General features: G+C 67.8%; 19 protein-coding genes. 3 read left to right on the forward strand and 16 right to left on the reverse strand.

Annotation, left to right across the window (positions count from 1 at the left end; translation table 11 throughout):
• Positions 1–68: 68 nt before the first annotated feature.
• The 6 genes from K6142_RS01230 to ahbB form a co-directional block, all read right to left on the reverse strand.
• Positions 69–1,625 carry a hypothetical protein gene (locus K6142_RS01230; RefSeq protein ID WP_223380722.1) on the reverse strand — a complete coding sequence of 519 codons (1,557 nt, stop codon included), beginning with the start codon at positions 1,623–1,625 and terminating at the stop codon, positions 69–71.
• 385 nt (positions 1,626–2,010) lie between these two features.
• Complete coding sequence (locus tag K6142_RS01235) at positions 2,011–2,403, reverse strand: cytochrome c3 family protein (RefSeq protein WP_190246075.1); 393 nt, start codon at positions 2,401–2,403, stop codon at positions 2,011–2,013.
• Positions 2,404–2,692: 289 nt separating this feature from the next.
• Positions 2,693–3,484 carry a precorrin-3B C(17)-methyltransferase gene (cobJ, locus tag K6142_RS01240; protein WP_190246074.1) on the reverse strand — a complete coding sequence of 264 codons (792 nt, stop codon included), beginning with the start codon at positions 3,482–3,484 and terminating at the stop codon, positions 2,693–2,695.
• Complete coding sequence (locus K6142_RS01245; protein ID WP_223380723.1) at positions 3,481–4,818, reverse strand: cobalt-precorrin 5A hydrolase; 1,338 nt, start codon at positions 4,816–4,818, stop codon at positions 3,481–3,483. Before K6142_RS01245 ends, cobJ begins: the two co-directional genes overlap by 4 nt.
• Positions 4,819–4,975: 157 nt before the next feature.
• On the reverse strand, positions 4,976–6,253 hold the full coding sequence (hemL, locus tag K6142_RS01250; RefSeq protein WP_190245647.1) for a glutamate-1-semialdehyde 2,1-aminomutase: 1,278 nt from the start codon (positions 6,251–6,253) through the stop codon (positions 4,976–4,978).
• Between the two features lie 425 nt (positions 6,254–6,678).
• A complete protein-coding gene (gene ahbB / locus K6142_RS01255) occupies positions 6,679–7,179 on the reverse strand; it encodes a siroheme decarboxylase subunit beta (RefSeq protein ID WP_190245648.1) in 501 nt (166 codons plus the stop codon).
• 448 nt (positions 7,180–7,627) lie between these two features.
• Between ahbB and K6142_RS01260 the strand changes: the two genes are divergently transcribed.
• Both K6142_RS01260 and K6142_RS01265 read left to right on the forward strand, forming a co-directional pair.
• Positions 7,628–8,620 (forward strand): NAD(P)H-dependent glycerol-3-phosphate dehydrogenase, encoded by a 993-nt coding sequence (locus K6142_RS01260; protein WP_190245656.1) that lies wholly within the window; start codon positions 7,628–7,630, stop codon positions 8,618–8,620.
• A gap of 19 nt (positions 8,621–8,639) precedes the next feature.
• The gene (locus K6142_RS01265; RefSeq protein ID WP_190245649.1) at positions 8,640–9,026 is read left to right on the forward strand and encodes a hypothetical protein; all 387 of its coding nucleotides are present in this window, start codon (positions 8,640–8,642) and stop codon (positions 9,024–9,026) included.
• Between the two features lie 27 nt (positions 9,027–9,053).
• Here the strand turns inward: K6142_RS01265 and K6142_RS01270 are convergent, their stop codons facing one another.
• Positions 9,054–9,449, reverse strand: coding sequence for a secondary thiamine-phosphate synthase enzyme YjbQ (locus tag K6142_RS01270; RefSeq protein WP_190245650.1), 396 nt, complete (start codon positions 9,447–9,449; stop codon positions 9,054–9,056).
• Between the two features lie 449 nt (positions 9,450–9,898).
• On the opposite strand from K6142_RS01270, the gene selB reads away from it, so the two are divergent.
• Complete coding sequence (gene selB, locus K6142_RS01275) at positions 9,899–11,860, forward strand: selenocysteine-specific translation elongation factor (RefSeq protein WP_190245651.1); 1,962 nt, start codon at positions 9,899–9,901, stop codon at positions 11,858–11,860.
• Between the two features lie 193 nt (positions 11,861–12,053).
• Here selB and K6142_RS01280 read toward each other — a convergent pair whose 3' ends face one another.
• The 9 genes from K6142_RS01280 to nusA all read right to left on the reverse strand — a co-directional run bounded on the left by K6142_RS01280 (position 12,054) and on the right by nusA (position 22,940).
• Complete coding sequence (locus K6142_RS01280; protein ID WP_190245652.1) at positions 12,054–12,317, reverse strand: hypothetical protein; 264 nt, start codon at positions 12,315–12,317, stop codon at positions 12,054–12,056.
• Positions 12,318–12,694: 377 nt separating this feature from the next.
• A complete protein-coding gene (gene pnp, locus K6142_RS01285; protein WP_223380724.1) occupies positions 12,695–14,965 on the reverse strand; it encodes a polyribonucleotide nucleotidyltransferase in 2,271 nt (756 codons plus the stop codon).
• Between the two features lie 229 nt (positions 14,966–15,194).
• Entirely contained in the window at positions 15,195–15,464 is a 270-nt protein-coding gene (gene rpsO / locus K6142_RS01290) for a 30S ribosomal protein S15 (RefSeq protein ID WP_007526356.1), read from the reverse strand.
• Between the two features lie 23 nt (positions 15,465–15,487).
• Complete coding sequence (gene truB, locus K6142_RS01295; RefSeq protein ID WP_035068149.1) at positions 15,488–16,414, reverse strand: tRNA pseudouridine(55) synthase TruB; 927 nt, start codon at positions 16,412–16,414, stop codon at positions 15,488–15,490.
• Between the two features lie 5 nt (positions 16,415–16,419).
• Complete coding sequence (locus tag K6142_RS01300; protein WP_190245654.1) at positions 16,420–17,412, reverse strand: DHH family phosphoesterase; 993 nt, start codon at positions 17,410–17,412, stop codon at positions 16,420–16,422.
• A 263-nt stretch (positions 17,413–17,675) separates the two neighbouring features.
• Positions 17,676–17,966 (reverse strand): DUF503 domain-containing protein, encoded by a 291-nt coding sequence (locus K6142_RS01305; protein WP_190245657.1) that lies wholly within the window; start codon positions 17,964–17,966, stop codon positions 17,676–17,678.
• Between the two features lie 123 nt (positions 17,967–18,089).
• A complete protein-coding gene (infB, locus tag K6142_RS01310) occupies positions 18,090–21,353 on the reverse strand; it encodes a translation initiation factor IF-2 (RefSeq protein ID WP_223380725.1) in 3,264 nt (1,087 codons plus the stop codon).
• On the reverse strand, positions 21,350–21,700 hold the full coding sequence (locus K6142_RS01315; RefSeq protein ID WP_411722682.1) for a YlxR family protein: 351 nt from the start codon (positions 21,698–21,700) through the stop codon (positions 21,350–21,352). The genes infB and K6142_RS01315 overlap by 4 nt, the downstream gene beginning before the upstream one ends.
• Positions 21,609–22,940 (reverse strand): transcription termination factor NusA, encoded by a 1,332-nt coding sequence (gene nusA / locus K6142_RS01320; protein ID WP_190245676.1) that lies wholly within the window; start codon positions 22,938–22,940, stop codon positions 21,609–21,611. Before nusA ends, K6142_RS01315 begins: the two co-directional genes overlap by 92 nt.

Raw genomic sequence — 22,940 nt, forward strand, 5'->3', positions numbered from 1 at the left:
CCCGCCCTTGGCGATGTTGCGCAGGTATCCCGCAGCCCGCATGGCAGGCTGCCGTGCGTGGCGTGGCGCTACAGGGCTTCGGCCAGCGCGGCGATTTCCTCGCGGATGATCCGCGCGGCGGCGGCAGCGGCGGCCTTGTCCGTCTCGGCCTGCAACGTGGCGCGCAGGTCTGCGGCCAGCATGTCCAGGTCGGCATGGGTGATGCCTTCCGCCCCGGCGTCACTCGTGGCGCCAGTGCCTTCAAGGCGTTCGCGCAGGGGGGCCAGGCGTTCCTCGATGCGGGCGTCCAGGTCTTCGGACAGGGCGGCGCGCACGCGGTCCACCAGCGGGGCGAACGGACCGTCCTCCCGCGCCAGCAGCGGTTCCAGCAGTTCGGCCAGCGTGTCCTCGGAAAGTGCGGGTGCGGCGTCGGCCAGCGATTCCATGGCCGTCAGGCGCGTTTCCAGCGCCTCGCGGGCGGCGCTTTCTTCGGCGCGCTGCTCGGCAAGGCTGGCCAGGGAAGCTTCCAGCGCCTCGATGCGCGCGGCATACCCGGCGGGGCTGTCGCCAACCTCGGCTTCCCCGGGCACATCGGGCAGGGGCGCGTCCGCGGGAATTTCCGGGGAAATTTCCGGCAGATCGTCTGCGGGCTGCGCGGGGGCGGCCTTGGGCGCGGGGCGGGGCGGCTCCGGCTCGGCCATGGCGGCAGCCGTGGCGGCGGCGGCCAGGGCTGCCTCGAAGGGGTCGCCGTCGGCCGGGGGCTCATCGGGCGGTGCCACGGAGGGCTGCGCCGCGCTGGCGGCCAGGGCTGCCTCGAAGGGGTCTGTTTCGTCAGGCAGCGGGGACTGCGCAGGCGCCTCCGGGGCCGGTTCCGGCTCCGGTTCGGGCGCGGGCGCGGCGGCCTTGCCGCCTGATCCCAGCATGTCTTCCAGCAGGGCGTCCAGATCCGCCACGTCCACGAGGTCGGCGGGCTTCTGCGGGGCGGGGGCTGCTGCGGGCGGCGCCTTGGCGTCCAGCCCGGAAATGAGGTCGTCGATGTCGTCGTCGCCCAGGGACGAACCGGAACCGCCCGACGTCAGGTCGGCGGCGCTGGGTGCTCCCAGATCGCCGAGCAGGGCGTCCACGTCGGTCATGTCGGGCATGGACAGTTTTTCGTCCGGATCGACGGGACGACCGGTAATGGCCGAAGGCGTGGACGAGACGTGCTTGGCGGCCATGGAGGGAGCCTCCTCTGCGTCGTGGTGGGCGGCGGTGGCCTTGGGGGCGGCGGGCGCCTGGGCCGGAGCGGGGTCCGGGGTGTCCGGCAGGTCGCCGATGCTGTTCAGCAGGGCATCGATGTCGGCGTCCATGCTGGCGTCCATTTCGTAACCCGGTCCGGCATCGCCATGGCTTCCGTCGTCGTCCGGTGTCATGGGAACTGCCGGGGACGGAGCAGGGGGCGGTGGGGCGATGTCGGCGTCCAGGGTGTCGAACCCCGTCAGCGATTCCAGGCCGCCGCCGTCGGAAAACAGGTCTTCGAGTTCCTTCTCGAAGCTCGCGGCATCGGAGCCGGACTGCGCCTGCGGCGCGTTGCCCTTCTCGATGATGTCGGTAAGCTCGATGATGTCCTCGTCGGCCGTCAGGTGGGCATCGTCGGTGGGAGACATGACAGACCCTTGGGCAAACCTTCGGTAACGGTTGCGGCGCTCGCGCACCTGTCCGGCAAAGTGCCGTTGCGAGACGGCGGGCGCTTTGCGTGTTTCAAGACATCAATACTACACACAGGAGCGGGCATGGCGCAAGCGCGTGCGGCATGCCACATGGCGCGTACCCCTCCCGCTCCCGAAACGCGCCGTCCGGCTGGCCCGCCTGGTATGGAATGTCCGGCGCGGCCCGACTCGCTACGGCCGGGCCCGGCTCGGCCCAGTTTGGTCCGGTCCAGTTCGGTCCGGGCTGGTCCGGCCTGGTACGACCAGGCCGGATTCGGCCCGGAAACGCAAAGGGCCGCCCCCGAAGGGACGGCCCAGAAAGCCGGGAAAATGACGGCAGTGCCTAGCTATGGCACTTGGAGCCCTTGCAGCCCGTCAGTTCCTTTTTCTTGGCGGCGTCGGCGCCGGCGGTTTCAAGGTGGCAGCCCACGCAGCTCTTGAACTTGGTGCCCTTGTCATGCATGGCGTGGTAGTAGCCCTTGGCGGACTTGTCCTTCTTGTCCATGTTGTCGTGGCAACCGGCGGTGGCGCACTTCTGGTAGTCTTCCTTGCCGTTGACCGGGTGGTGACATTCGCCACACTTCACGGCCTTGTGGGTCGAGTGGTTGAAGACCACGGGCTGCTTGGTCTTGTCCATCTTCAGACCGTCGGCAGGGGCCTTCGGGGCGGCGGCAAGGGCGGGCATGGCGATGGCAACGGCCAGCGCGAGCACACCGGTGAGGAACATCTTTTTCATCGCAGAAATACCTCCTTCACAAGGCATGTTAAGGATTTCCCAAGCGCCATGGTAGTAGGTCGCGTTCGCGGTGTCAAGACGGGCCGGGAAAATGCGGCGAACTCTGGTGGGTTAGGGGTAAACGTTGCCTCATTCCGAAGGCGCCGCGTGTGCCGTGCCGCACAAGGTGGCGCGGATGTCCATTAGAATGCGCATTGGCGGCAAATATGGCGGGGTACTGGCCGCAGGGCGGATTTCTGCGGATTCCCGCGCCATTGGACGTCGCCGGGCAGGCGGCGGCGCCGCATGATTATTCGCTGCCTCCCCGCCTGCGGGTGCCGTCGGGGGCGTACTTGTCCATGTAGCCGCGCGGGGTGACCATGCGCCCCCCCACCATGGTGGTGGCCCCGTTGCCGATGATGACGATGGACAGCATGTCCACGGTGGCCGGGTCGAAGGCCGAAAGCGGCGTGACCGACACCTGCTGGTCGGGTCGGTAGGCCTGGCGCACCAGTCCCACGGGCGTGTCCGGACCCCGGTGGCGGGCGGCGATGGCCAGGGCCTTTTCCAGATGGTCGGCCCGGCGGCGCGAGCGGGGGTTGTAGATGACCACCACGAAGTCGGCGCCAAGGGCGGCGTCCAGGCGGCGTTCGATGACGGGCCACGGGGTCAGCAGGTCGCTCAGGCTGACCGAGGCGAAGTCGTGCATCAGCGGCGCGCCCAGCAGGGCGGCAGCCCCGCACAGGGCGGGCACGCCGGGCACCACCTCCACCGCGTGGGCCAGGCGGGCAAGGCCGCGCTGGTCCAGCAGTTCGAACACCAGCCCGGCCATGGCGTACACGCCGGGGTCGCCGGAGCAGACCACGCAGGTGGCGCGGCCCGCCAGGGCGGCGTCGATGGCGGCATTGCAGCGTTCCATCTCGGCCATCATGCCGGTGGCCAGCACCTCGCGGCCATGGCGCAATTCTTCCGGCACCAGTTCCACGTACAGGGTGTAGCCGACGATGCAGTCGGACGCGGCAATGGCGGCGCGGGCCTGCGGGGTGAGCAGGGCGGCGTCGCCGGGGCCAAGCCCGATGACGCGCAAGGGAGCGATGGTCATGGTGTGGTCTCGTCAGTCGGTGTGGTCTGGCCAGCAGAGGGTGTCTGGCCAATTGAGGATGTGGGGCCCGTAGAGGGTGCCGGGGGGCATGCGCGGGTGGCGGAAGGGGCGGGGGCGATGGCCACGGCCACGGTGACGCCCCGCGCGGCGGACTTGGGCACCAGCAGGACGGCGGCATCGCCTGCCTGCCGGGCGGAAAGCAGGGCGGCGGCCTCTGCCACGCCCACTTCCGTCACGCCCAGCACCTCTGCCGCCTTGGGGGACGGGTGCGGCACGGGCACGGCGGCCAGGCTGGCCGCGTCGAAAAAGTGCAGTTCTGCGCCCAGCGCGGCGGCGGCGCGGTGCAGGCCCGGCTCGTCGGCCTTGATGCTGACGGAGGCCAGCGCCGCCACGCAGGCCGGGGCAAGGCGGGCGGCGGCCAGCGTCTCGCGGATGCGGGCTTCGATGATCGTGCCGTCCACACCGCGCTTGCAGCCCGTGCCCACGTGAAGCACGCGCGGGTGCAGCACAAGGCGGCGCGGCGCGGTCAGATGATCGTGCGGGGTGACCAGCACCGAGGGCGCATCGGGCGGAAGGTCGGCGGGGGCATCGACGAAGCGGAAAAGGGACGCTGGGTGGGGGGGGACGCCAGCCCCGTCGCCGGAAGACCCCGGAGCATCGTTCGTTTCGGGGGCACCCCTCCCTGCCTCATCAGCCGTGGCGCATGCGGCGCGCAGCCCCAGCGCGTCGCCGGGGTCGCAGATCCACACCGTTTCCCCGGCCAGCAGGGCGCCGTTGACGTGGCGGACCATGGCGATGTCGGCCATGGCCAGCCCTGCCCGCGCGGCCAGCAGGTCGAACGAGGGCAGTCCCTCGGTGTCCGTGGCGGTGGTGATGACCGGCGCCCCGCCGGTGATGGCGGCCACCTGGCGGGCCAGGTCGTTGCCGCCGCCCAGATGGCCGGACAGCAGGCTGATGGCGAAGGCACCGCGCTGGTCGCAGACCACCACGCAGGGGTCCTGCGCCTTTGAGGCGACATGCGGGGCGATGCAGCGCACCACGATGCCCGTGGCCGCCACGAAGACATGGCCGGAATACAGGCGGAAGGTGCGCGCCACAAGGTTCGCCAGCGAGGCGAACGGTTGGGCGGTCGGCATGTCCGCCGTGCCCGGCATGCCGTCCGACCCGGCCCCCGGTGCATCCTTCTCGCCCGCAACCGCCGCGCACAGCCGTTCCGGCAGGTACAGCGCGCCGTCCAGTTCACCGGCAATGCGCCGTGCCAGCGCGGCCCCGCCGGGGGTCAGCGCGTACACGGCCATGGGCCGCGTGGATGGGGGGGCTGGCGTGTGGGGCATGGCGGTCGGGACCGGGTTGGGGTGGTGCGCGGGGCGGTTTGCCGGAAGCGTCCGGCCGGGTATGAATGATGCCGCAACGCAGGCGGGGGCGGGGCCGTTCCGGCGTCCGCCCCCGTGTCGTTGCGATGGTCCGGGGCAGGGCCCCGGCGCGTGCGCGCTACGCCGAAAGGGTGATGGCCCGGGCGGCGTCCAGCAGGGCGGCGAGGTCCGCGTCGGTATGGGCGAACGAGACCATGGCCGCCTCGAAGGGCGACGGCGCAAGGTAGATGCCCTTGTCGCGCATCTGCTTGTAATAGCTGGTGTACAGTGCCGCGTTGGCGGTCTTGGCGCTGGCGAAGTCGGTGACCGGCTGGTCGGTGAAGAACACCGTGAACATGGAGGCGATGGTGTTTACCCGTACCGGCACGCCCTTGGCCGCCAGAATGGCTTGCAGTTCCGTGGCCAGCGCGGCCACGCGGGCTTCCAGCGCGTCGTAGTCGGATTTCTTCAGCTCCGCCAGGGTGGCGATGCCCGCCGCCATGGCCAGTGGGTTACCGGACAGGGTGCCCGCCTGGTACACCTCGCCGCAGGGGGCGATGCGGCGCATCAGGTCGGCCCTGCCGCCGTAGGCGCCCACGGGCAGGCCGCCACCGATGATCTTGCCGAGGGTGGTCAGGTCAGGCGTGATGCCGAAGCGCTTCTGCGCCCCGCCGTAGTTCACGCGGAAGCCGGTGATCACCTCGTCGAAGATCAGCAGCGCGCCGTGTTCGGTGCACAGGTCGCGCAGGCCCTGCAAGAAGCCGTTCACCGGCAGGACCAGGCCCATGTTGCCCGCCACAGGTTCCACGATGATGGCGGCGATGTCCTTGCCGTGCAGGGTGAACAGTTCCGCCACGGCGGTCAGGTCGTTGTAGGGGGCCAGCAGGGTGTCGCGCACCGTGGCCTCGGGCACGCCGGGGGTGCCGGGAATGGACAGGGTGGCCACGCCCGAACCGGCGCTGGCCAGAAAGGCGTCGGCATGGCCGTGGTAGCAGCCCACGAACTTGACCACCTTGTTGCGGCCGGTGACGCCGCGCGCAAGGCGCAGGGCGCTCATGGTGGCTTCTGTCCCCGAATTGACCATGCGCACCATTTGCACGCCGGGCAGGGCGTCGATGACGGCTTCTGCCAGGACCACCTCGTCTTCGCAGGGGGCGCCGTAGCTGGTGCCCCGGTCCACGGCGGCGTGGATGGCGCTGGCCACCACGGGGTGGGCGTGGCCGAGCAGCATGGGGCCCCATGACTGCACGTAGTCGACGAAGGTTTCACCGTCCACGGTGGTCAGGTGGCTGCCCTTGGCGTGGGCCACGAACAGGGGGTCGCTGTCAACGCCCAGGCAGGCGCGCACGGGGCTGTTGACCCCGCCGGGGATGAGTTGCTGGGCGCGTTCGAAAAGTTCCTTGGAGCGGTGGTCCATGCTGCGTTCTCCGTGGCGTGCGTGAGGTTCCGGCGGAAACCCGCGCGGGGCGGGTATGTTTCGGCGTTGGCTGGGCGGGGCCCGGTGGTGGCGGCCTGGGGGTAGCGCGAACGCGTTGCCGACGGAATCCTACGCGTTGCGGTCGCTATCCGTAAGGTTCGCGCGTTGCGCACGATGGCCGTAGGGCTCACAAGCTCGCCCAACGGCCACGCCTTGCGCCCTTTGGGTCGGTCTACGTGCTCACCTAACGGCTACCGCTTTGTCGCCGGGCAAGGCGGACAAAACCCGTAATTCCTCGCATCGCGTCCGGACCAGCCACCCGCAGCGGAAGACCGTCGCGGGCATAAGGAAGAAAGGCAGGTTCCGGATGAAAAAATGGGCGCCTGAAAGGCGCGGCGCAGGGGGCGCGTCTTCCGGTATCGCGCCTATTCCGGAAAATAGACCATGGAGGTCTTTTTCAGCTCGCGCAGCGATTCGAGCACGGCGTATTCGTCGAGCACGGTTTCGCGACGTAGTTGTTCGATGACTTCCAGGTGTTCCGTTTCGTGGCGGCCATGGATCATGGTGTACAGTTCGTACGGCCAGTCGGGCGCGGACGAGGGGCGGTAGTAGGCGTGCGAGATCAGCGGGTGTTCGGCGGCCTGCTTGCCCGCCTCTTCGGCCTGCTGTTCGGTGACGCGCCAGGCCACCATGGCGTTGTGGGTCCACCCGGCGCGCTGGTGCTTGATGCTGGCGCCGAAGCGGCGGATGGAGCCGTCTTCCTTCATGCGGCGCAGCAGGTCGAGCACGGTGGCTTCGTCGGTGCCCACGGCGGCGGCGATGTCTGCGTAAGGGGTGGCGCTGTCGGGCAGGTTCTTCTGCACGATGGTCAGGATGCGGCGCTCGGTGTCGGTGAATCGGGGCGCGGTGTCGTCGGGACGGCTCATGCGGGGTCCTCGTTCGGTTGCGGTTCGACACACGCTGATACCCCGTCCCACCGGACGACGCAACCCGCAGGGGAGGGGAGACGGGCGGGTGCTGTGGTGGGGCGGGGCCCGTGGCGATGGAGCGCCCGGGCATGTGCGTTGCCGGGACGGAGCGCCCCGTGCGAGGTCGAACGCCCCGTGCGTGGTGGAACTGCCCTTGACCAGATGTGGGGCCGCCTCGCGCGGGGTGCCCGCCATCCGCCCGTCATCCACGCGTCACTCCCCCGTCCGTCACCCATCCGTCACAGGCTTGCCGTATTGAGGTCGCGGCGCGCCTGCCTTGTGGCGGGCCGCGCTTTGCCATATCCTTTCGCACCATTGATGCACTGGGTGCGTCGGCACACTTGGCACACCAGACACAGCACGCGCCGCTTGCGGCCACGGAGTATACGACATGACCAGCGACGCCATGCGCATCGCCGTCATCGGGGGCGGCAGCTGGGGCACGGCCCTGGCCCACCTGCTGGCGGGCAAGGGCTACGATGTGCGCCTGCTGCTGCGCGACGCCGATGTGGCGCGGGCCATCAACACCCGGCACGAAAACCCGCGCTATCTGGCGGGGCTGGCCCTGCATCCCGGCGTGCGCGCGCACGTGGTCGCCGCCGAGGCGCTGGAAGGCGCGGAGGTGGTGCTTTCCGTGGTGCCCTGCCAGCAGGTGCGCGGGGTGCTGCGCGGGTTGCGGCCCCTGCTGCCGCGCGAGGTGGTGTTCGTCAGCGCCAGCAAGGGCGTGGAGACGGGCAGCATGCGCACCATCGCCGAGATGGTGGCGGAGGAACTGGAAGGGCTGGACCCGCGCTACGCCGTGCTTTCCGGGCCGTCCTTCGCGGCGGAGGTGGTGCGCAACCTGCCCACCGCCGTGGTGCTGGGCTGCACGGACGCGGACCTTGGCGCGCGGCTGCGCGAGGTGTTTTCCACCCCCGGCTTCCGCACCTATTCCAGTACGGACGTGCGCGGGGTGGAACTGGGCGGCGCGGTGAAGAACGTCATCGCCATTGCCGCCGGGCTGTCCGACGGCCTCGGCTTCGGCAGCAACGCGCGGGCCGGGCTGATCACGCGCGGGCTGGCGGAAATGTCCCGCCTGGGCGAGGCGCTGGGGGCGCGGGCATCCACCTTCATGGGGCTTTCCGGTCTGGGCGATCTGGTGCTGACCTGCACGGGCGACCTTTCGCGCAACCGGCAGGTGGGGCTGCGTCTGGCCGAGGGGCGGGCGCTGGCCGACATCGTCACCGAGATGCGCATGGTGGCCGAAGGGGTGAAGACCACAGAGGCCGTGCACGACCTTGCCGCCGCCATGGGCGTGGACATGCCCATCACCGACGCCATGTACAGCGTGCTGCACGACGGCGCCAACCCGCACGACGCGGTGCGCGAACTGATGACCCGCGAGCTGAAGGAAGAGTAAGATGGACTAGGAGGCTACTGTGCAAGATCAGGATATGCTTAAGGCCGTTCTTCTGTGTTATGAAGTAGCGAAGAGCGTTTTTGTTGCGTTTTCCATAGGATGGTTGCTTGCTGACTTGCTAGAGTTCCTTCGGATTTTGCGGTTTGGTAAGGGGTATTATTGGGTGTTCAGGGAGGGGCAAGACAGGACAAAAGCGGTTAGCGCGTTTCTTAATGAAAAGTCTCATGGTTTTACAAATTTTGGCATAAAATTTTGCGTAGGTGGTTCTTTTGTGCCAGCAGTAAGTGCTTTTTATGAAAGTATGGTGATCCGTGTCGTGCTCTTTTTGATAGGTGCTGTATTCGTTTTTTATGGTCTGTTGATTAATTCTGGTTCGGGTATCTTGGTGGGTGCCAATCGGGAGTGACCGTGCCGCTGTAGCTGTTATATTTTGCTACCCCGGCAGCCACTGCACCCACAGCCTGCGCTCGCGCGGGCCGTCGAATTCGCAGAAGTACACCCCCTGCCATGTGCCAAGGCGCAACCGCCCGCCATCCACGATGAGCAGCATGGACGGCCCGAACAGGCTGGTCTTGATGTGCGCGTCGCTGTTGCCTTCGGCGTGGCGGTAATCACCGCGCCGGGGGACGATGGTGCCCATGTTCACGGCGATGTCGCGGGCAACGTCCGGGTCCGCCGCCTCGTTCACGGTCACCGCGCCGGTGGTGTGCGGGCAGAACAGCACCAGTGCGCCTTCGGTCCAGCCTTTGCGGGCCACCAGTTCCTGAAGTTCTTCGGTCACGTCCAGCAATTGTTCGCGCGCGGTGGTGCGCAGGGACAGCGTTTCCATGGGGTCTCCTTGGGGGATTCTTCTGTGAGACTGGGGCGGCCGGGTTGCGCCGCGCCGGATGCCCGCGCGGGGCGCCCTTGCTGGTCCAAGTTGGGCTCGGGACGGCGCATTTTCGTCGTTTCGTCAGTGGGGGCAGCGTGTTGCGGGTAGCTCTGCCGTCCGGCCAGCTTGAGTCCGTGCTGTTTTTTGCCTACAACCACATGACGATGCGAGGCAAGTGAGGTTTACGTCGGGGTGCTGTTCCCGTGTCTGCCTGCCTGCGTCTGTGCCGCTTCCATGCAGTCCCTGCGTTCGCTTCGCAAAGAACATTCAGGGGTGCAGGGGACAGCGTTCCCTGCCCGCCGGAGGCGCAATAAAAATATCCGGCATTGGGCGCAGCGGATACAACCGCCCGCCGGAGGCGTCTACAAACGCTCTCCGCCGAAGACACAACAACCGGGAGTACACGCATGCCTGTCGTCATGGGCACCGCAGGACATATCGACCACGGCAAGACCTCGCTGGTTCGCGCGCTGACCGGCATCGACTGCGACCGGCTGGAAGAGGAAAAACGCCGGGGCATCACCATCGAGCTCGGCTTCGCGTTCTGCGACCTGCCGGGCGCCGGGGCTGGAGTCGGACGGCTGGGCATCGTGGACGTGCCGGGGCACGAACGCTTCGTCAAGAACATGGTGGCCGGGGCGTCGGGCATCGACTTCGTCATGCTGGTCATCGCGGCGGACGAAGGGGTGATGCCCCAGACCCGCGAGCATCTGGAAATCTGCTCGCTGCTGGGCATTCGCCACGGCCTTGTGGCCCTGACCAAGGTGGACATGGTGGACCCGGAATGGCTGGACCTTGCGCAAGAGGACGTGGCCGGGTTCCTGGCCGGGACGTTCCTTGAAGGCGCGCCCATCTTTCCGGTGTCGTCAACCACCGGGCAGGGGCTGGACGCACTGCGCGAACACCTGGCGATGCTGGAGCGCGAACTGCGCCCGGTGCGCCGCAGCGACCTGTTCCGCCTGCCTGTGGACCGCGTGTTCACCATGAAGGGGCATGGCACGGTGGTCACCGGCACCATGGTGTCCGGCAGCGTGAAGGTGGGCGACGAGGTGGTGCTGTACCCCGGCGGCACGCAAACGAAGGTGCGCAGCCTGCAAAGCCACGGCGGCCCGGTGGACGTGGCCCCTGCCGGGCGGCGCACCGCCGTCAACGTGCAGGGGCTGGACGTGGAGGACGTGCAGCGCGGCGACGTGCTGGCCCACCCCGGCACGCTGTTTCCGTCCCTGCGCTGGATGACCCGGCTGACCTGCCTGTCGTCCGCGCCCACGCCGCTGAAGAACCGCACCGAGGTGCACTTTCACCACGGCGCGCGCGAGGTGCTGGCGCGGCTGTACTTCCCCGACCGGGACAAGCTGGCCCCCGGAGAAACCGCCCTGTGCGAGGTGCGCTTTACCGAGCCCATGGTGGGCGTGGCGGGCGACCGCTGCGTGGTGCGTTCGTTCTCGCCGCTGCGCACGGTGGCCGGGGGCGCGGTGCTGCACCCGCTGGGGCTGGATCTGCGCCGCAAGGACCCCGAATTCGCGGACAAGCTGGCTCTGCTGGAGGGGCTGCCCGACGTGCCCGGTGCGCATGACACGGGTGATGCCGCCACGCAGGAGGCGGCCACCCAGTCCCTGCTGCGGCTGGCCGGTTCCGCCGGGGCGCGGCTTTCCCAGCTTTCGGTGCTGACCAACCTGGAATCGAAGAGGCTGGACAAGGCCCTGCAAGCCCTGGGGGCCAAGGGGCAGGTGTTCTGCTTCGACCGGGACGAACGCGCCTACGTGGACGCGGAGACGGTGCGCCGCCTGGGGGCGGGGTGCCTGGCCCGCGCGGCGGAATACCACGCCCGCGAACCGCTCAAGCCCGGCATGGCGCGCGGGGCGCTGTCCGCCGGGTGGGGGCGCGGGCTGCATCCCAAGCTGGTGCATTTCATCGTCGAGCGGCTGCTGAAGGCGGGCGAACTGGTGGCCGAAGGCGACGTGCTGCGCCTGCCGGGGCACAAGGTGTCGCTGGCCTCGGACCAGGAGGGGCTGCGCGCCAAGATTCGCGCCGCCTACGCGGAAGGGGGCAGCAGCCCGCCCAACGTGAAGGACGTGCTGGACCCGCTGGGGCTGGAATTCAAGGAAGCGGCGGCGGTGTTCAAGCTGTTGCAGGACGCCGGGGAACTGGTGAAGGTGAAGGACGGGCTGTACTTCCCCGGCCCGGTGATGGCGGACCTGAAGGCCCGCGTGACCGCGTGGTTCGACACCCACGACGACCTGGACCCGGCAGGGTTCAAGGAACTGTCGGGCGGCCTTTCGCGCAAGTACGTGATTCCGCTGCTGGAATACTTCGACAAGGAACGCGTGACCATTCGCGTGGGGGACAAGCGACAGTTGCGGGGGCGGTAGCCCGCGCGGCGGCACCCGGCCCCGTCCATCTGATCGTCAAGATAGTCCTACAAGACTGCCTGCGAACGCGGATTGGGGAGGGGGCGTGCCTTCGTGCTGCGTCAACGTGCACGGCGGGTTACGGATGCCATGAAAACGCGCCGCCACCGGAGGGTTCCGGTGGCGGCGCTTTGCGTCCCCGTGGGGCAGCAAATCAGAACAGCAGTGCGCGCAGGCTGCCCAGCAGGCCGCCAAGGGTGCCCTGCGAAGGTCCGGCCATGCCGGGCGGAGGCGGCAGCACCATGTTCCCGGCGTCGGGATCGGGCTGGGCGGAAAGGCGCTGGCGCAGGGCCTCGTAGGCCTGGTCCATGCGTTCCTCTTCGCTGCGGCGTTTGCGTTCGGCCTCGCGCATGGTGCGCTCGTGGCGTTCCATGGCGCTCTGGTGCCGTTTCAGCAGGTGTTCGACATTGTCGTGCATCACGAACCTCGCTGTGACCGATTCTCGCATGCAGGCCCCCGGCAATGACGTTCAGGGGCATTCTTCCTGTGCGCAGATCGTGAATATCTTTAGAAAAATTACGCCTAAGACTATAGCGCCGCCGTGCGTTTTCTGTCAATCGCACGAGATTCGCGGGTAAAGAAAAACCTGCGGTCCGGCTGGCGAATCGCAGGTTTTCATGTCATGTCGCGGGGATTTGCGGGCGGAACGGCGCGGGGCCCTTTCGGGGTTTCTTTTTGGGCCGTGCTATTCCGCACGGAAGGTGTTCGGTGCAGCACCGCGCGGCAATGAAAACGGGCGCGGGGATGTCTCCCCGCGCCCGTCTGTATTGCGCTCTGCTGTGTTGCGGCGTGCGCCTAGCGGCGGTCGCCGCCACGGCCACGGTCGCCGCCACGGCCACCGCGATCGCCGCCACGGCGGTCGCCGCCGCGGTCGCCACGGCCACCGCGATCGCCACGGTCGCCGCGGTCACGCGGCGGGCCGGAGGGGCGGGCGGTGTCTTCGGGGTTCCATTCGACGCCCTGTTCTTCCAGCAGCACGGCCTTGCGGCTGGCGCGGATGCGGTCGCCGTTGATCTCGATGACCTTCACGGTCATGTCTTCGCCAAGGCGCGCCACGTCGCCAGCCTGTTCCACGCGGTTGGTGTCCAGCTGCGAGATGTGCACCAGGGCTTCGAGGTTGGGCAGGATTTCGACGATGGCGCCGATTTCCAACACCTTGCGCACCTTGCCCACGTAGTTCTTGCCCAGTTCCGCGCGCTGGTCGTAGTACTGCACCATTTCGCGGGCCATTTCCATGGCTTCGTAGGTGGGCGCGAAGATGGAGACCTTGCCGCTGTCCTCGATGTCGATGGACGCGCCGGTGGCGGCGGTGATGGCCTTGATGTTCTTGCCGCCGGGGCCGATGATGATCCGGATGACGTCGGGGTTGACGAACACCTCGGCATGCTGCGGCGCGTACTTGGACAGTTCGGTACGGGGAGCTTCCAGCACCTTGGCCATTTCGGCCAGGATGTGCAGGCGCGCCTCGCGGGCCTGGGCCATGGCGCGGGCCATGACGTCGGTGGGCAGGCCGGTGATCTTGATGTCCATCTGGACGGCGGTGATGCCTTCGGCAGTGCCCGCGATCTTGAAGTCCATGTCGCCGAGGGCGTCTTCATCGCCAAGGATGTCGGTGAGCACCAGGTACTCGCCCTCTTCCTTGATAAGGCCCATGGCCACGCCGGCCACCGGGGCGGTGACGGGCACGCCCGCGTCCATCAGCGAAAGGCTGCCGCCGCACACGGCGGCCATGGACGAGGAGCCGTTGGATTCCATGGTTTCCGCCACCACGCGCAGGGTGAAGGGGAAGGAATCGTCCTGGGGCAGCACCGGCTTCAGCGCCTTTTCGGCAAGGGCGCCGTGGCCGATTTCGCGGCGGGACACGCGCGACATCTTCACTTCGCCCACCGAGTAGGGGGGGAAGTTGTAGTGCAGCATGAACTTCTTGGTCACGTCGCCCACCAGCGAATCCATGCGCTGGCTGTCGGTGGAGCTGCCAAGGGTGGCAACCACCAGCGACTTGGTTTCGCCGCGCGAGAACAGGGCGGAACCGTGGGCGCGGGGCAGCAGGCCCGCTTCGATCAGGATGGGGCGCACGGTCTTGGTGTCGCGGCCATCGATGCGGGTGCCTTCCTTCAGGATGCGGCGGCGCACCAGCACCTTTTCCAGCGAGCCGAGCATGTCGCCCACTTCGCGGCCAAGGTTGGTGTTTTCGGCCAGGGCCGGGTCGGCCAGCAGGGCTTCAAGCACCTTTTCCTTGACGGCCTTGCGGGCGTCCTTGCGGGCCATCTTTTCGGGGATGCGCAGGGCGACTTCCAGCTCGGCGGTGGCCAGTTCGGCCACGCGGGCCTTCAGCTCGGCGTTTTCCACCGGCGGGGTGACGGCCATCTTGGCCTTGCCCACCAGTTCCATCAGCTTGAGCTGGGCGTCGATGAGCGGCTGGATTTCCTTGTGGGCCCATTCCAGCGCGGCCACGATGACGTCTTCGGGCACGAAGTGGGCTTCGCCTTCGACCATCACCACGGAATCGCGCGAGGCGGCGATGACGATGGCAAGGTCGCTGGCTTCCATTTCCTTCATGGTGGGGTTCAGCACGAACTCGCCGTTCACACGGCCGATGCGCGCGCCCGCCACCGGGCCTTCGAAGGGAATGGGCGAAATGGACAGCGCGGCGGAGGCGCCGGTAACGGCCAGCACGTCGCTGTCGTTTTCCTGGTCGGCGGAAATGACGTTGGCGAGAATCTGCACTTCGTCACGGAAGCCCTTGGTGAACAGCGGGCGCACCGGACGGTCGATGAGGCGAGAGACCAGGGTTTCGCGTTCGCTGGGGCGACCGATTTCGCGGCGGAAGAAGCTGCCGGGAATACGGCCCGCGGCGTACATCTTTTCAGAGTAGTCCACGGTCAGCGGGAAAAAGCCCATGTCGCGTTCCAGGGGCTGGGTGCACGCGGTGACCAGCACCACGGTGCCGCCGCACTGCACCCAGACCGCGCCGTGCGCCTGATTGGCGAGGCGACCGGTCTCGAGGATGATTTCTTTACCGCCGACAACGGCGGAGACGCGGGTAGCGTTGAAAACGCTCTGCATTGTTGCGTACCTCTTCGGTTCAGCGAAGGGGATTCCGGGGAGAAGGCCATGCTGCACCATGACGTTGCAGCCGGAGTGGTCATGGCGGGGGCCGGAGCCTGCTGTTGCGGCTTCCGGCATGGCGCTCTTCCCGGACCCCCCTTCACGCTGCGTGTTGGGGGCGACTCGTCGCCCGTGCGCATCGCGCAGGGCCCGCCGTCACGCGACGGCGGGCCCTGCCGATGGCGGATTACTTTCTGAGGCCGAGCTTTTCGATCAGCGCACGGTAGCGCTGAACGTCCTTGGCCTTCAGGTACTTGAGGAGCTTGCGACGCTGACCGACCATCTTCAGCAGGCCGGTACGCGAGTGAAAGTCCTTCTTGTGCGTCTTGAAGTGCCCGGTAAGCTGTTCGATACGGGCGGTGAGCAGCGCAACCTGCACTTCGGGCGAACCGGTGTCGCCTTCATGCTTGGCGTGCACATCAATGATGCTCTTCTTCTGATCGACGTCCATGACCACAGCTGTATCCTCCAAAGTGGATGTTATTGACTCCACAGTCCCCGAAGCACGGTCCAGACCGGCTGCGCGTTCACGATGCGCGTTTCGGCCAGGGCCACGGGCGTGTCGTCCGGAGCGAGCATGATGGCCTTCAGCCCTTCGGCAAATGGCAGTTGCGCCATGGCCTCGGGCTCGTAAGGCAGGGCCGTCCCGTTGCGTACCGCCGCCTCCTGCGCCGCGCCGATGCGCAGCTTGGGCCAGTGGGGCAGGGCTCGCGTGACGGGTATGACCCGCTCCGGCAACCGCTCGGGCTCGGCCAGCACGGCATCTAGCTCGTGCGCCTCGTCAATACCGAACGGGTGACTGTACTCCCGGGTCAGTTCCGTAAGCATGGCGCCGCACCCTAAACGCATCCCCAAGCTGTGGGCCAGGGACCGTATGTAGGTGCCGGAACTGCATGTTACCCGGAAGGTCGCGGACGGCAGGTCGCACGATACGACCTGTGCTCGCGAAATTTCGACGGTCTTCGTCTTTACCGGCGTCTCGCGCCCGGCCCGGGACAGCTTGTAGAGGGGCTGCCCCTGGTGCTTGGCGGCGGAGTAGGGCGGCACCTCCTGTTCGGTGCTGCCCAGCCAGTTTTCCACCTCGCGCCGGATGTCGTCCGGGGTCACGTGGTCGTACGGGGCGGTGGCCGTCACGCTGCCTTCCGCGTCCCACGTGTCGGTGGTGGTGCCAAGGCGAAGGGTGCCAAGATACACCTTTTCGCCGTCGGCCATCAGGTGGCCGGAAATCTTTGTGGCATGCCCCAACAGCACAAGGAGCACCCCCCTCGCCATGGGGTCGAGGGTGCCCGCGTGCCCGATCTTTTTCTGGCCAAGCCGCTTCACCCTGGCGATGCACTGGGCCGAGGTGGGGCCCTGGGGCTTGTTCAGCACCAGAAGGCCATGCTGCTGTGCTGGCAGAACAGCCATATACCTTATGCCTCTTTGCCGCAGGGCGCAAGCTGGGCGGGAATGGCCGCCAGTACGGCCCGCGCGGCCTCGTGCGGCTGCATGTCCAGTTCGGCCCCTGCCGCATTGCGATGCCCGCCGCCGCCAAAGGCCGCCGCCACCACGCGCACGTCGTCCGTGCCGCTGGAGCGCAGGCTGATCTTGCTGCGGCCCGCGCCGTCTCCGCGCACCATCAGCGATACGCGCACCCCGGCAAGGCGGCGCAACTGCGAGGCATACCCCTCCAGGTCGTCCTTGTCGGCCCCGTGCAGGGCGAACATGTCGTCGGTGATCACCGATACCGCCACGGCGCCGCCGCAGTGCAGTTCTATTCCCTGCATCAGCGCGCCCCACAGCCGCATGCGGCCAATGGACCAGTTGTTCTCCAGCCGGTCGTGGAACAGCCCGGGCTTCAGCCCCAGCCGCACGATCTCCGCCGCCAGTTCCAGCAGTTCGCCGCTGGTGCTGCCGTAGCAGAAGTTGCCGGTGTCCGTGCAGATGCCCAGGTACACCGCCTCGCCCAGCGGGCCGGAAAGCGGCACGCCAAGCTCGCGCGCCAGCATGCCAGCCATCTGGCAGGTGGCCGCCAGATGCGGTTCCACCCAGTTGCCCACCGTGCCGAACATCGGATTGCCCTGGTGATGGTCGATGTTCACGCTGCGCAGCTCCGGCAGTTTGGCTTGCAGGTCGCCGCCCACGCGGTGCGCGTCGCCGCAGTCCAGGATAAGCGCCAGGCGCGGGGTGAAATCACCCAACTCCGCCCAGGTGCGCGCCACAGGGCCGCCCATGTCCACCCAGCCGTACTGCTGCGGCACTCCGCTGGTGTTGTACAGCCGGAACCGCTTGCCCAACGCGCGCAGCACGTGCGCAACCGCCGCCATGGACCCCACGGCGTCGCCGTCCGGGTTGGCGTGGCTGGCCACAAGGATGTCGTCCTCCGACCGTATGATGGCGGCGATGCTGGCTGCGGTATCTGTCATGGTGGGGTTCCTGCGGAGCTAGTTTTCAGGGGAAGAGCCGGGGAGGGGACCCTTTGAAAAGGGTCTCCCTCCCCGGCCCCCTCCCCCCCAAACTTTTCAAAAGGGGGCGACGTTGCCCCAGTGGGGCACCTGTCTTTAGCGCGGCGGGATTTTCGTTTGCTGGCAAGGAAAACAAGACAGCCGGGAGGGAACGTACTCTTTGGTACGTGACCGATCCGGGTGGCGACGTTTGACGCAGTCAGCAGGCGAAAGGCCCGTCGCGCCTATTCGGCGGCGAAAAATTCAATATCGCTGTAGGTCATCTCTTCGGGGCACACGGCTTCCATCATGGCCAGGCACTTGTCGAGCCGGCTTTGCAGGTGCCGCTCGCTGTTGCTTACCGAAACCACGGCCAGCGACAGCCGGGTCAGGGAATCCTGGTTGCGCACCTCTGCGATGGACACGTTGAAGGTATTGCGCACCTTCGTCTTCAGGCTGTTGGCGATGCGCCGCTTTCCCTTCAGGGAATCGTTGCCGTGCAACTCGAATTCCACCGTGAGCACGCCGATGATCATGGGGGTGCCGCGCCGCGTGGCGCATCGTTGACGAAACACGCGGGCAAATCCCGCGCCAGTAAATCGGCAGGGCAGGAGGCTTGCGCCCCCTGCCCGCCGGAGGCAATCGTTGTCTGTCTATCCCTACAGCGTGGCGGCTTCTTCGACCATCTCGAAGGCTTCGATGATGTCGCCGATCTTGATGTCGTTGAAGTTTTCAAGGCCCACGCCGCATTCGTAGCCCTTCATGACTTCCTTCATGTCGTCCTTGAAGCGCTTGAGGGACGTGATCTTGCCGGTGTAGACCACCACGCCGTCGCGCAGCAGGCGTACCCCTGCGTTGCGGGTGATCTTGCCGTCGGCAACGTGGCAGCCCGCGATGGTGCCCACCTTGGGCACGCTGAAGGTCTGCCGCACTTCCACCTGGCCCAGGTACACTTCGCGCTGCACCGGGGCGAGCATGCCTTCCATGGCGCTCTTCACTTCATCCACAAGCTTGTAGATGATGTCGTAGAAGCGGATGTCCACGTTCTCCTGCTCGGCGATGTCCTTGACCTTGGCGGTCGGGCGGACGTTGAAGCCGATGATGATGGCGTCGGAGGCCGATGCCAGCAGGATGTCGGATTCGGAGATGGCCCCGGCACCGCCGTGGATGATGTTGATGCGCACCTTTTCGGTGCTGAGCTTGCGCAGCGCCTCGGAGATGGCTTCCAGCGAGCCCTGCACGTCGGCCTTGACGACAAGGTTGAGCACCAGGGCTTCCTGGTCGTCGGCGCGGCGGGACAGGAACGTTTCCAGGGTAACCTTGGATTCGCGGGCCAGTTCCTTTTCGCGCTGCTTCACGGCGCGGGTTTCCGCGATGCGGCGGGCGAGCTTTTCGTCCGTCACGCACACGAATTCCTCGCCCGCTTCGGGCACGCCCTCGAAGCCCTGCACTTCCACCGGCATGGCGGGGCCAGCTTCCTTCACCTTCTTGCCCTGGTCGTTGAACATGGCGCGCACGCGGCCACTGAACACGCCGCACACGAAGGTGTCGCCCTGGCGCAGGGTGCCTTCCTGGATCAGCACGGTGGCCACGGGGCCACGGCCCTTGTCCAGCTTGGCCTCCACGATGTGGCCGCGGGCGGGCTTGTCGGGGTTGGCCTTCAGCTCAAGGATTTCGGCCTGCAGGGCCAGCAGTTCCAGCAGTTCGTCAAGGCCCTGGCGGGTCTTGGCCGACACGTGGCTGAACACGGTATCGCCGCCCCAGGCTTCGGACACCAGGCCCATTTCGGCCAGTTCGCGCTGCACGCGTTCCGGGTTGGCGCCTTCCTTGTCCATCTTGTTGACGGCAACCATGATGGGCACGCCGGCGGCCTTGGAGTGGTTCACCGCTTCGCGGGTCTGCTCCATGACGCCGTCGTCGGCGGCCACCACGAGCACGACGATGTCGGTCACCTGCGCGCCTCGGGCACGCATGGCGGTGAACGCTTCGTGGCCGGGCGTGTCGAGGAACACGATCTCACCCTTCTTGGTGGTCACGTGGTACGCGCCGATGTGCTGGGTGATGCCGCCCGCTTCGCCCATGGTGACGTTGGTCTTGCGGATGGCGTCGAGCAGCGAGGTCTTGCCGTGGTCGACGTGGCCCATGATGGTGACCACGGGCGGCCGGTGCTGCAAGGTCTCGGGCGTGTCTTCTTCCTTGGGGATCAGGTAGTCGTCTTCCGAGAAGCCCACCTTTTCCACTTCATAGCCGAATTCCGAGGCCACCAGGGTGGCGGTTTCGATGTCCAGCGACTGGTTGATGGTCGCCATGACGCCGAGGCCGAACAGCACCTTGATGATTTCGGTGGACTTCAGGCCCATCTGGTGGGCCATGTCGGCCACGCGAATGGCTTCCTCGACCTTGATCTTGCGCTTGGCTGCCTTCAGCGGCTGGGTGGCGGTGGCGGCCTTCATGTCGCGGCCCTTGCGCCCCTTGCCGCGGCGGGCGCCGCCACGCGGGAAATCGTCGTCCTCGCGGCCACGCGTGGCGCGATCTGCACCGGGCTGGAAGTCCACCGTGCGGCGGCCCTTCAGGCGCTTCTTCTTGCTCTGGCCTTCGTCGCCGCCCGCCGGGGGCTGGCCCATGCCGGGGCCGCCGGGGCCGCCGGGACCACCAGGACGGGGACCGTAGCCGGGGCCGCCGGGTCCACCGGGACGGGGACCGCCGGGACCACCCGGACGATAACCGCCGGGGCGATCACCACCGGGGCCGCCGGGGCCACCCGGACCACCGGGACGGGGACCGTAACCGGGACGGTCGCCACCGGGCCCACCGGGACGAGGGGCGTAGCCGGGCCGATCGCCGCCAGGACCGCCGGGGCGGGGCGCGTAACCGGGACGGTCACCGCCGGGGCCACCAGGGCCGCCGGGGCGGGGCGCATAGCCCTGCCGGTCGCCACCGTAGCCGGGACGGTCGCCGCCGGGGCCGCCGGAGCGGGGCTGGTAGCCCTGCCGGTCGCCGTAGGCGGGGCGGTCGCCCCTGTCCGTGCGGTCGCCTTGCGGGTAGGGGCGCGGCGCCGGAGCGGAAGGATCGGGACGGGAAATGACGCGGACCTGCGGTCCGGGCACGTCGGGCGTGCGCTTCTTTTTCCTGCGGCGGTTGCCGTCGGCGTCGTCCTCGTCGCCGTCCACGCCTTCACCGCGCGGGGCGGCGTCAGCCGCCACGGGGGGCAGGATGGAGGGCTGGGGGGTGGCGTCGGGCATGGCCGAAGCGTCGGGCCGGGCCGGGCGGATGATGCGCGCGGTGGGCGTGGCGGGCTTTTCGGCCTTGGCCTCGGCAGGCTTTTCGGCCTGCTGGGCAGCAACCGCCGGGGCGGCTTCCGCCTGCACATCGGCGGGCTTGTCCGCACTGGCGGGCGCGGGCGTCGCGGGGGCAGCCGGGGCCACGGGGGCCACCTGCACGGGCTCTGCCGGTGCTTCCGCGACCGGTGCGGGCTCGTCGTGGCGGCGGATGATGCGCGCGGCGGGCGTGGCAGGGCGTGCCTCGGGCGCCGCGGGGGCTTCGGCGCGGGCGGCACGGGCGGGCCGTTCGTCAGCTGCGGGCGGCACGGGCGCTTCGGCCTTGGCGGCGGGCGCTTCGGCGTCGGCAATGCCGGATGCGGCTTCGCCCTCATCGGCACGACGACGCACGGGGGCTTCGCCCTCTTCGCCGTCGCGGCGGCGGCGGCGCACGATGACGCCGGGCTGCACCACCTTGCGGTCAACGCCCGCTTCGGCGGTCTGGCCCTGATGGCGTTCGCGCACGCGGCTGACCTCGTCGGCGGTAAGCGTGGTCATCACGCTCTTGGCCGGGATGTCGAGGTCGCGCAGCGTGTGGAGCAGATCTTTGGTGGACACGCCCAGCTCCGTGGACAGGTCCTTCACCCTGGTCTTGTCGTCGGTCATTCCTGAACCCCCTTGCGCTTCCTTCTCCAGCCGCCGAACTTCCGGAATCGCTCCCGGCATTCGGGGCTTTCGCATACGTAGAACCCGCGTCCAGGCAGTATCTGCCTTTCGTCCGGAACGGGGGCTGCCCCCGCCCCGGCGGCGTCCGTCGGGGGGACGTACCGCAGAAGCTCGCGCTTTGCAAAGCGGCGCCTGCATATGACGCAGGTGCGTAATGGTATGTGCTTCCCGCGGATGGCTTCATCCATCCGCGTACTATTCCTTCGCTTCGGCTTCGGTTCCTTCGCCCGCGCCATCGGCTGCCTCCGGAGCGGGCTCCGCATCCGGTTCGGCAGTCGCGTCGGCATCGTCCTGCACCTGGGGCGCAAGGAAGTTGATGGCCGCGCGCAGGTCGGCGATCTTGCCCGGCGCAAGGCCCAGCGCCGAGGCAAGTTCCTCGTCGTCGGCTTCACGCAGGCGCTCGATGGACTGGAACCCTGCCGCGATGAACTGTTCGATGGAGATTTCGGCGACGCTGGCGATCTGCTCGAGCCCGCGTCCGATGGCGTTGGCCTCGTTGTAGCGGGTTTCGGTGTAGATATCTATCTTCCAGCCCAGCAGCTTCGCGGCCAGCTTCACGTTCTGGCCCTTGCGCCCGATGGCGTTGGTCAGCTGGTCGTCGGGCACGATGACTTCGAGCAGGTTCTCTTCCTCGTCCACCACGATGCGCGAGATGACCGCCGGCGACAGGGCGTTGCGGGCGTAGGTGGCGATGTCCGGGCTCCAGACCACGATGTCGATGCGCTCGCCGCGCATTTCCTGCACGATGTTCTGGATGCGCGAACCGCGAATGCCCACGCAGGCGCCCACCGGATCCACGTCGCGGTCGCGCGACATGACGGCGGCCTTGGCGCGGCTGCCGGGATCGCGCGAGACGCCCATGATCTGCACGGTGCCGTCGTCCACCTCGGGCACTTCGCGGCGGAACAGGGCCGCCATGTAGTCGCGGTGCGCGCGGGACACGATGACCTGCGGGCCACGGCCTTCCTTGCGCACGTCGATGAGGATGGCCTGCACCCGGTCGCCGCGCTTGTAGTGTTCGCGCGGGATCTGTTCTTCCTTGGGCAGCAGCGCTTCGGTGCGGCCAAGGTTGATGATCCACCCGGCCTTGTCGCGGCGCTGGATGATGCCGCTGACGATTTCGCCCCGGCGGTCCTTGTATTCCTCGTAGATGATCTCCTGCTCTGCGTCGCGCATGCGCTGGATGATCACCTGCTTGGCCGACTGGGCGGCGATGCGGCCAAGGTCCTCGATCTTCACGCGGAAGCCCATTTCGTCGTCCAGCTGCACGCTGGGGTCGTGGGTGCGCGCGTCCTCGAGCGAAATTTCGCTGTTGGGGTTCTCGACCTTCTTCACGACGATCTTGAACTGATAGACGTCGATTTCGCCGGTTTCGTCATTGTAGCTGACTTCGGCGTCCATCTCGTCGCCGAACTTGCGGGCCACGGAGGTGCGGACGGCTTCCTCCAGGGTGTCGATCAGCATGTCGCGGTCAAGGCCCTTGTCCTTGCTGATCTGGTCGATGGCCTTCTTGAGTTCCAGGCTCAT

It is taken from the genome of Nitratidesulfovibrio sp. SRB-5, assembly GCF_019931275.1.
Lineage (GTDB): Bacteria > Desulfobacterota > Desulfovibrionia > Desulfovibrionales > Desulfovibrionaceae > Cupidesulfovibrio.

Excerpts from the sequence above, each read along its gene's own strand:
- K6142_RS01230 (WP_223380722.1), bottom strand. The coding sequence starts at position 1,625 with ATGTCTCCCACCGACGATGCCCACCTGACGGCCGACGAGGACATCATC.
- K6142_RS01235 (WP_190246075.1), bottom strand. The coding sequence starts at position 2,403 with ATGAAAAAGATGTTCCTCACCGGTGTGCTCGCGCTGGCCGTTGCCATC.
- cobJ (WP_190246074.1), bottom strand. The coding sequence starts at position 3,484 with ATGACCATCGCTCCCTTGCGCGTCATCGGGCTTGGCCCCGGCGACGCC.
- K6142_RS01245 (WP_223380723.1), bottom strand. The coding sequence starts at position 4,818 with ATGCCCCACACGCCAGCCCCCCCATCCACGCGGCCCATGGCCGTGTAC.
- hemL (WP_190245647.1), bottom strand. The coding sequence starts at position 6,253 with ATGGACCACCGCTCCAAGGAACTTTTCGAACGCGCCCAGCAACTCATC.
- ahbB (WP_190245648.1), bottom strand. The coding sequence starts at position 7,179 with ATGAGCCGTCCCGACGACACCGCGCCCCGATTCACCGACACCGAGCGC.
- K6142_RS01260 (WP_190245656.1), top strand. The coding sequence starts at position 7,628 with ATGCGCATCGCCGTCATCGGGGGCGGCAGCTGGGGCACGGCCCTGGCC.
- K6142_RS01270 (WP_190245650.1), bottom strand. The coding sequence starts at position 9,449 with ATGGAAACGCTGTCCCTGCGCACCACCGCGCGCGAACAATTGCTGGAC.
- selB (WP_190245651.1), top strand. The coding sequence starts at position 9,899 with ATGCCTGTCGTCATGGGCACCGCAGGACATATCGACCACGGCAAGACC.
- K6142_RS01280 (WP_190245652.1), bottom strand. The coding sequence starts at position 12,317 with ATGCACGACAATGTCGAACACCTGCTGAAACGGCACCAGAGCGCCATG.
- pnp (WP_223380724.1), bottom strand. The coding sequence starts at position 14,965 with ATGCAGAGCGTTTTCAACGCTACCCGCGTCTCCGCCGTTGTCGGCGGT.
- truB (WP_035068149.1), bottom strand. The coding sequence starts at position 16,414 with ATGGCTGTTCTGCCAGCACAGCAGCATGGCCTTCTGGTGCTGAACAAG.
- K6142_RS01300 (WP_190245654.1), bottom strand. The coding sequence starts at position 17,412 with ATGACAGATACCGCAGCCAGCATCGCCGCCATCATACGGTCGGAGGAC.
- K6142_RS01305 (WP_190245657.1), bottom strand. The coding sequence starts at position 17,966 with ATGATCATCGGCGTGCTCACGGTGGAATTCGAGTTGCACGGCAACGAT.
- infB (WP_223380725.1), bottom strand. The coding sequence starts at position 21,353 with ATGACCGACGACAAGACCAGGGTGAAGGACCTGTCCACGGAGCTGGGC.
- K6142_RS01315 (WP_411722682.1), bottom strand. The coding sequence starts at position 21,700 with ATGCCGACGCGACTGCCGAACCGGATGCGGAGCCCGCTCCGGAGGCAG.
- nusA (WP_190245676.1), bottom strand. The coding sequence starts at position 22,940 with ATGAGCCTGGAACTCAAGAAGGCCATCGACCAGATCAGCAAGGACAAG.